The sequence below is a fragment of the Pararcticibacter amylolyticus genome (assembly GCF_003130405.1).
Taxonomy (GTDB): Bacteria; Bacteroidota; Bacteroidia; order Sphingobacteriales; family Sphingobacteriaceae; genus Arcticibacter; species Arcticibacter amylolyticus.
Genome location: NZ_QEAS01000008.1, coordinates 37,155 through 43,809, shown reverse-complemented (window position 1 = coordinate 43,809; position 6,655 = coordinate 37,155). Strand labels below are relative to the sequence as shown.

Here is a 6,655-nt window from a genome sequence, read left to right as displayed (position 1 = left end):
AAACCGATTGCTCTCTTTCTATTTCACTTTTGGTTCCGGAAACGTTATTTTTGGCAGATTATCCACATCTGTTAATTTCTTATGTGCATTTATCGAACTATATCTGTTAAATTCGCAATTTTCACACTTAGATATGCTTAGGAAATATATTCTGCTTACCTCAATATTTTGTTCATTCCTTTTTACAGCGAAGGCACAACAAACCGAATGGTTTACCATAAACCAGGCTTATAAAAGTGGGATCGAGCTTTTTGAAAAATCGAAATATGCTGCGGCAAGTGAACAGTTCAGCAAAGTTGAACAGTATCGCCTGGCGCCTTCATCTCAACTGCTGCCTGATGGCAAACAGATTTCTCTTATAAAGGAAAATGCACAGTACTACCAGGCGGTGTGTGCGCTGGAACTCGGGAACTCGAATGCGGAAGGACTCTTTCTTGCTTTCATCAGGGAATATCCTTCCGGGGCTAATACAAAGGCTGCGTACTTCCAGATGGGACGTTCATTCTTCGAGAGGAAGAATTACGAGAAGGCAATTGAGTGGTTCACTAAGACCAATGCTTCAAACCTGGCAGGAAAGGACAATTACGAATACAGGTTTAAGCTTGCCTACTCTTACTTCTCTGTAAAGAAATACACTGACGCAGAACCGCTGTTTGCCAAGCTGAAGGAAGAAAAGGGGATTTATAATGAATCGTCCATCTATTATTATGCTTACCTGAGTTACCTGAATGCCGACTATAAGACTGCCCTGCGGGAGTTTGAACGACTGAAGAATTCAACTGCTTATCAGTCCAGCTACCCTTATTATATATCGGCTCTTTACTTCCTGGATAAACGCTATGATGATGTCCTGGAATACACTATTCCCGCAATCAACGTAATCGATGAGCAGTACAAAGCGGAAATGTACCGCCTGGTGGCTGCCACCTACTTTGCAAGAAATGATTATAAAACGTCCATTTCTTACTATCAGAAGTTCCAGGCTCTTGATAAAGGAAAAACACAGAATAACCAGGATAACTACCAGATGGGCTATGCCTATATGCAATTAGGCAACCCACAGAAAGCTATTGTGGAACTCGAGAAAATGGGAAGCCCGGATGTTCACTACCAGAGCGGAATGCTTGTTCTGGGAGAAGCCTCTGTAAAAACCAACAACAAGCAGGCTGCAAGGAACGCTTTCTTCAGAGCATCCCGCCTCGACTTCGACCCCAAACTGAAGGAAGAGGGATTATTCAATTACGCAAAGCTTTCTTACGATCTCGATTTCTATACTGTAGCTCTTGATGCGGTACAGCAGTTCATCAAAACCTATCCCCGTTCTGCTAGGATCAATGATGCCAAGACATTGCTGGGAGAAGTTCTGCTTTCAACCAAAAACTACAAAGAAGCTGTAAACATCCTGGAAACTATCCCGACCAAGAATGCCGAAACAAAAGCGGTCTATCAGAAGGTAACGTATTTCAGAGGGCTGGAGTTCTATAATGAAAGAGCTTTTGAAAACAGTATTTCCCTGTTCATGCGTTCTCAAAAGAACGCTGTTGACGACGAACTGGAGGCTTTAGCTACCTACTGGCTTGCCGAAGCAATGTTTGAGGTTAGAAAATACGGAGAGTCGGTAGCCCAGTTTGAGAAATTTCTCGCTATGCCTGCTGCCCGCAAAACAGATGTATACAATTACGCTAACTATGCTTTAGGCTATTCTGCATTCCAGTACGAAAACTATGGTAAGGCGGCGAAATATTTCGACAGGTTCCTTAATGGCGACGACAAAGACCGGAATACGGTAAATGACGCTACTTTACGCCTTGGGGATTCCTACTTCGTATTAAAAAGCTATGATCTCGCCATGCAGCAGTATAACCGGGTGATTGCCTGGAATACTGATGGTGAAGACTATGCTTTATTCCAGAAAGGGATGATCGAAGGGCTGACAGGACAACCGGATGCCAAGATCGCCACGCATCAGGCTCTGCTGCAAAAATTCCCGAATTCCAACTATGCGGATGATGCCGGGTTCGAGATCGCTTATACTTATTTTGTGAAAGGCGAAAATGACCGGTCGAAAAACGACCTGCTTGCTCTGATAGAAAAATATCCGAGAAGCAGCTATGTTCCCCGGGCTCTTGTAACGGTGGGACTTGTTCAGTACAACCAGGATCAGGATGAAGCCGCCCTGGCTACATTCCAGAGAGTAGTAAAAGATTATTCTACTACCGACGAAGCAAAGCTGGCACTTGAATCGATCAAGAATATCTACCTGGATAAAGGAGATGCCAACGGATATCTTGGCTATGCAAACAGCACCAGTATCGGAAACCTGACAACTTCAGAACAGGATAACATCACTTTCCAGGCTGCGAATAACCTCTTCCTCAGAGGAGATTACCAGGCTGCTTTTGATGCGATCAATGCCTACTTCGACAAGTTCCCGAAGCCAATTTATGAGAAACACGCCCGTTTTATAAGGGCCGAAAGCCTGGTTAAACTCAACAGGCCTGATGAAGCCATTCCAGACTATACATTCATCCTTAACGACTGGACAAGCGAATATACCGAGAGAGCGCTGATGAGCATCTCCCGGCTTTACCTGCACCAGAAAAAATACAATGAAGCGGTAGTTTACCTGAAAAAGCTGGAGCTTACATCAGAATATAAGACGAATTACGGATTCGCGATCAATAATCTTCTGGAAGCATATCAGAACATGAATATGCCGGATGATGTACTTAAATATGTAAAGATCATCAGGGAGTTCGACCGCTCGTCTGCTGAAGAAAAATACCGGGCCGGACTTTTTGCCGGCAAGGCTTACCTGTTGAAAGGTGATACGACTACGGCGACAAAAGAACTGACAGATGTTGCCGGTAAAACAGCTACGGTAGTTGGTGCCGAAGCAAAATATCTGGTAGGATATCTCCAGTATGTACGCGGAGATTACAAAGCATCACAGAAAACCATATTCGAGTTAGTCAAGATGGAGTCGCATGATTATTGGGTGGCGAAGGGCTTCATTCTTCTCGCCGACAATTATGTCGCCCTGAAAGATAACTTCCAGGCTAAGAGTACTCTTCAGAGTGTTCTGGACAATTACGCGGGGAAGGATGATGATATCATTCCGACAGCCAAAGCAAAACTTGATCAACTTAACAAGAAGAAATAGTACAATGAAACTCAATCATATTCCATATACTCTTAGTTTTTCAGTTCTGCTGTTTGCAGCGACTTCTTATGCTCAGGTAAAACCTGAAGAAAAAAAGACTGATAAACCGACCGGGGCATTAACAGAAGAAATTGTTGTAGAAAGACCATACAAACCGGTACTGGCTGATGCTGCCAAGATCCGGAGGAGCCCGGATCTGAACAGTACCAAAGCATTAAAATCGAAACAGAATTATTCTATCCTGAATAGAAAGCTGGAATTGAACAGCGAGATCAGGCAATTGCAGGCACAGCCCCTGTCGCAGGCGGCAGTTCCTCCCCCGCTGGCCAATTACGCCAAACTCGGTCTCGGGAATTTCAGTACGGGACTGGCAGAACTTTACCTCAACACAGGTGCGGACGAAGGCTTGCAGGCCGGAGTTTTTGCAAAGCACCTGAACCAGGAAGGGAGCCTGACAAAGCAGCAATTTTCAAGACAGGAATTAGGAATATTCGGGAAAAGTGTGCTGGACAAAATCACGCTCAACGGAGAGCTTGGCTTTGACCGCTACGCAAGTTATTATTACGGCTTCAGCGCCGATTCAGGTAAGACCATTCATGCTAATCCTGAAAAACAACGCTACAGCACTTTTACCCTTAAAGGCGAGCTGATCAAGAATTACGAAGAAAATCCCCCGGTTGACTACGCGCTGAAAGCCGATGCTTACCTGATGTCCGACAAGTTCAATGCAAAGGAGAACTCATTAGCACTGAGCGGATTCCTGAATAAGGTATGGAAACAGTTCAACATCGGGGTAAATACCTCCCTTGATATCACGCAGACAAAAGATTCAGCAAGTATCGGTAACCACATTTTCAGGGCAAATCCATATATTAAGCTGCAGGGAGAAACCTACAAACTCGCCCTGGGTGTAAACCTGGTCCAGGAGTTCGGAACAAACTCAAGATTCAACTTCTTTCCGGCCATCACTGCTGAAATACCCATCGTTCCTGAATTTGCCACCGTATTCGGAGGCTTTACCGGGAACATCAACAAGTCGACTCTGAGAGAGTTCTCACGTGAGAATCCTTATCTGAATCAGAATGTCGGCATTCAAAACGCCGTTGAGAAAACAAATATCTATGGTGGTATAAAAGGAAATGCAGGTGCAGGTTTTGGGTATAAGGCTATGTTGTTCTATAAAAAGATTAACGATATGGCTTTGTTCAGGAACGACAGGGACCGTCAGGAGCGCTTTAACATGATCTATGATGACGCAAAGGTAACCGGTTTAGAAGGAGAAGTGAGTGTAAAGATCTCAGAAACTGTCAGCTGGCAGGGAAAAGTGAATATCAATACCTACAATATGGATATCCAGGAGAAAGCCTGGTTCATGCCCGAGTTCCGTCTCTCTTCAAACGCCCGCGTTAATATTAAAAAGAAGTTAACCCTTGATGGCGAGATCGTTGTTAACGACCAGACATACGGGGTAAAATACAACCCTGACCCGGTCATGGTAAAAATCAAGAGTTATGTAGACTTTAGCGCAGGTGCAGAATACCTGTATAAAGAGAAATACGGAATTTTCCTGAGAGCAAATAACATCTTCGGCAACAAATACGAAAGGTATTTATACTATCCAAAAGTTGGATTAAATGTTATCGCCGGTTTAAACTATTCCTTCTGATAGTGTTGGCGGCATAAATTTTTTAGTTAATTTTACCGGGATGGATATTGCGCTGTATATATCGGAACTTCTTAGAGACCATAATGAAATAAGCCTTTCTGGTATCGGAACGTTCTGCAAAAAGAGAATATCAGCAAAGTACGACCGGGCTACCGGGATCCTGTACCCTCCATCAGAAGAGATCAGCTTTAAAACAGGGGATTCTAATAACAGTGAACTGGTAAGATATGTCAGCGCCGTAAAAAACATTTCCGATGCAGGCGCAAGATATTTCATCAACAAATTCGTTGACCATATCAGGCAATCCCTCGCTTCAGAAGGACAGGCAGATCTGAGTCCGCTCGGGATACTTCATAACCAGAACGGCCATTTATCGATGTCTCCCCTGAGCACGGAAGCTTCGAGTTTTGGTTTGGCGCCAGTTCAGGATACTGCATTTTCTCCTCCGGCCAGAAAGATGGCGGAGAGCCACACGATTCCCGTTTCGCCTCCCGCAGAGTTCGCTGAAGAGGAAAAACCTGCCAGGTCCAATAGTCTCGGGCAGGCCATCCTGGTGATCCTTATTTTAATCATTGGTACAGGGGGGCTGGCATACGTATTTTACCCGGAATTATTCGATCTGAAGACAGACAGACCGCTCCAGGTGAACGAACAGCCTGCGAAAGTCACGGCTCCGCCGGTACAACAAGATACATTGCAGAACCACCCGCAGACCTCTGCCCTTCCCGCAACAACAGGAGTTACAAAACGGACAGATTCTGTTCCCCGTCCGAAACCAACTGTAACTACCACAGCTCCCGTTGCTCTCACAGAGAAGCTTCCTAAGTTTGAAGTGATAGGAGCCTCATTTGGCTTACGCTCTGAAGCCGAAGACTATATTAAAGTAATGAAAAACAGGGGCATCCGGGCTTCTATTTATGAAGACACGAGGAAACCCAGATTCAAGATCAGCTTAGGTTCTTACACCACTTATGAAGAAGCCAACCTGGAAAAGAGAAAAGTACAGAACACTTTCAACAGGGAGGCCTGGATTTTAACAGTAAAAGATAAAGTAAAACAATAACACACATGTTTCTATTACAGATTGATTCAACAATAAACCCGGACACCGCTGCTACAGCAGCAGCGCAGGCGGCACAGAAAGCGCAGGAGTTGAGATTTATGGACCTGCTGTTTAAGGGGGGATGGGTGATGATACCGCTCGCAATCCTTTTATTCATTGGCCTGGTAATCTTTATAGAGAGATATATAACCATCCGGAAAGCGTCGCGTAATGATTCTAACCTGATGGTACAAATCAAACAGAGTATCTTAACCGGTAAACTTGATTCGGCTGTCGCCATCTGCCGCAACAGCAATACCCCTCTTGGCAGAATGCTTCAGAAGGGATTATTACGGATAGGAAGACCCATCAAGGAAATTGAAGGCGCTATTGAAAATGTAGGCAAGCTTGAAGTTTCGAAGCTCGAAAAGAACATCAGCATCCTTGGTATCGTAGCCGGTATCGCTCCAATGCTCGGTTTCGTTGGTACGATTTCGGGAGTAATCAGGATCTTCTATAACATCTCTCTTTCTGATAACATGAGTATTGGTATCATTTCGGAAGGTTTGTATGAAAAAATGATCACTTCAGCTACGGGTCTGATGATTGGTATCCTTGCATATGTTGGATATCATGTATTGAATATCATGGTAGACCGCGTGATCCTGAGAATGGAAACGGATGCCATTGAGTTTATCGACCTGCTTGAAGAACCGGGACGTTAACAGTTAGTGCAGATAAATTGATTTTAGACTTGCAGGCATCAAAGCCCTGCTAAAATGCA

The 6,655-nt window shown here is 44.4% G+C and carries 4 protein-coding genes; all 4 read left to right on the top strand.

Features of this window, described 5'->3' with window-relative positions; translation table 11 throughout:
- The first annotated feature begins 133 nt into the window (after positions 1-133).
- Genes DDR33_RS10800 through DDR33_RS10785 form a run of 4 tightly spaced genes read left to right on the top strand, consistent with a single transcriptional unit; the run spans position 134 to position 6,596 of the window.
- Positions 134-3,163 carry a tetratricopeptide repeat protein gene (locus DDR33_RS10800; RefSeq protein WP_109415806.1) on the top strand — a complete coding sequence of 1,010 codons (3,030 nt, stop codon included), beginning with the start codon at positions 134-136 and terminating at the stop codon, positions 3,161-3,163.
- 4 nt (positions 3,164-3,167) lie between these two features.
- Positions 3,168-4,829 (top strand): porin family protein, encoded by a 1,662-nt coding sequence (locus DDR33_RS10795; protein ID WP_109415805.1) that lies wholly within the window; start codon positions 3,168-3,170, stop codon positions 4,827-4,829.
- A gap of 40 nt (positions 4,830-4,869) precedes the next feature.
- Positions 4,870-5,892 (top strand): HU domain-containing protein, encoded by a 1,023-nt coding sequence (locus DDR33_RS10790; RefSeq protein WP_109415804.1) that lies wholly within the window; start codon positions 4,870-4,872, stop codon positions 5,890-5,892.
- Positions 5,893-5,897: 5 nt separating this feature from the next.
- Positions 5,898-6,596, top strand: a complete 699-nt coding sequence (locus DDR33_RS10785) for a MotA/TolQ/ExbB proton channel family protein (RefSeq protein ID WP_109415803.1) — start codon at positions 5,898-5,900, stop codon at positions 6,594-6,596.
- Positions 6,597-6,655: the final 59 nt, after the last annotated feature.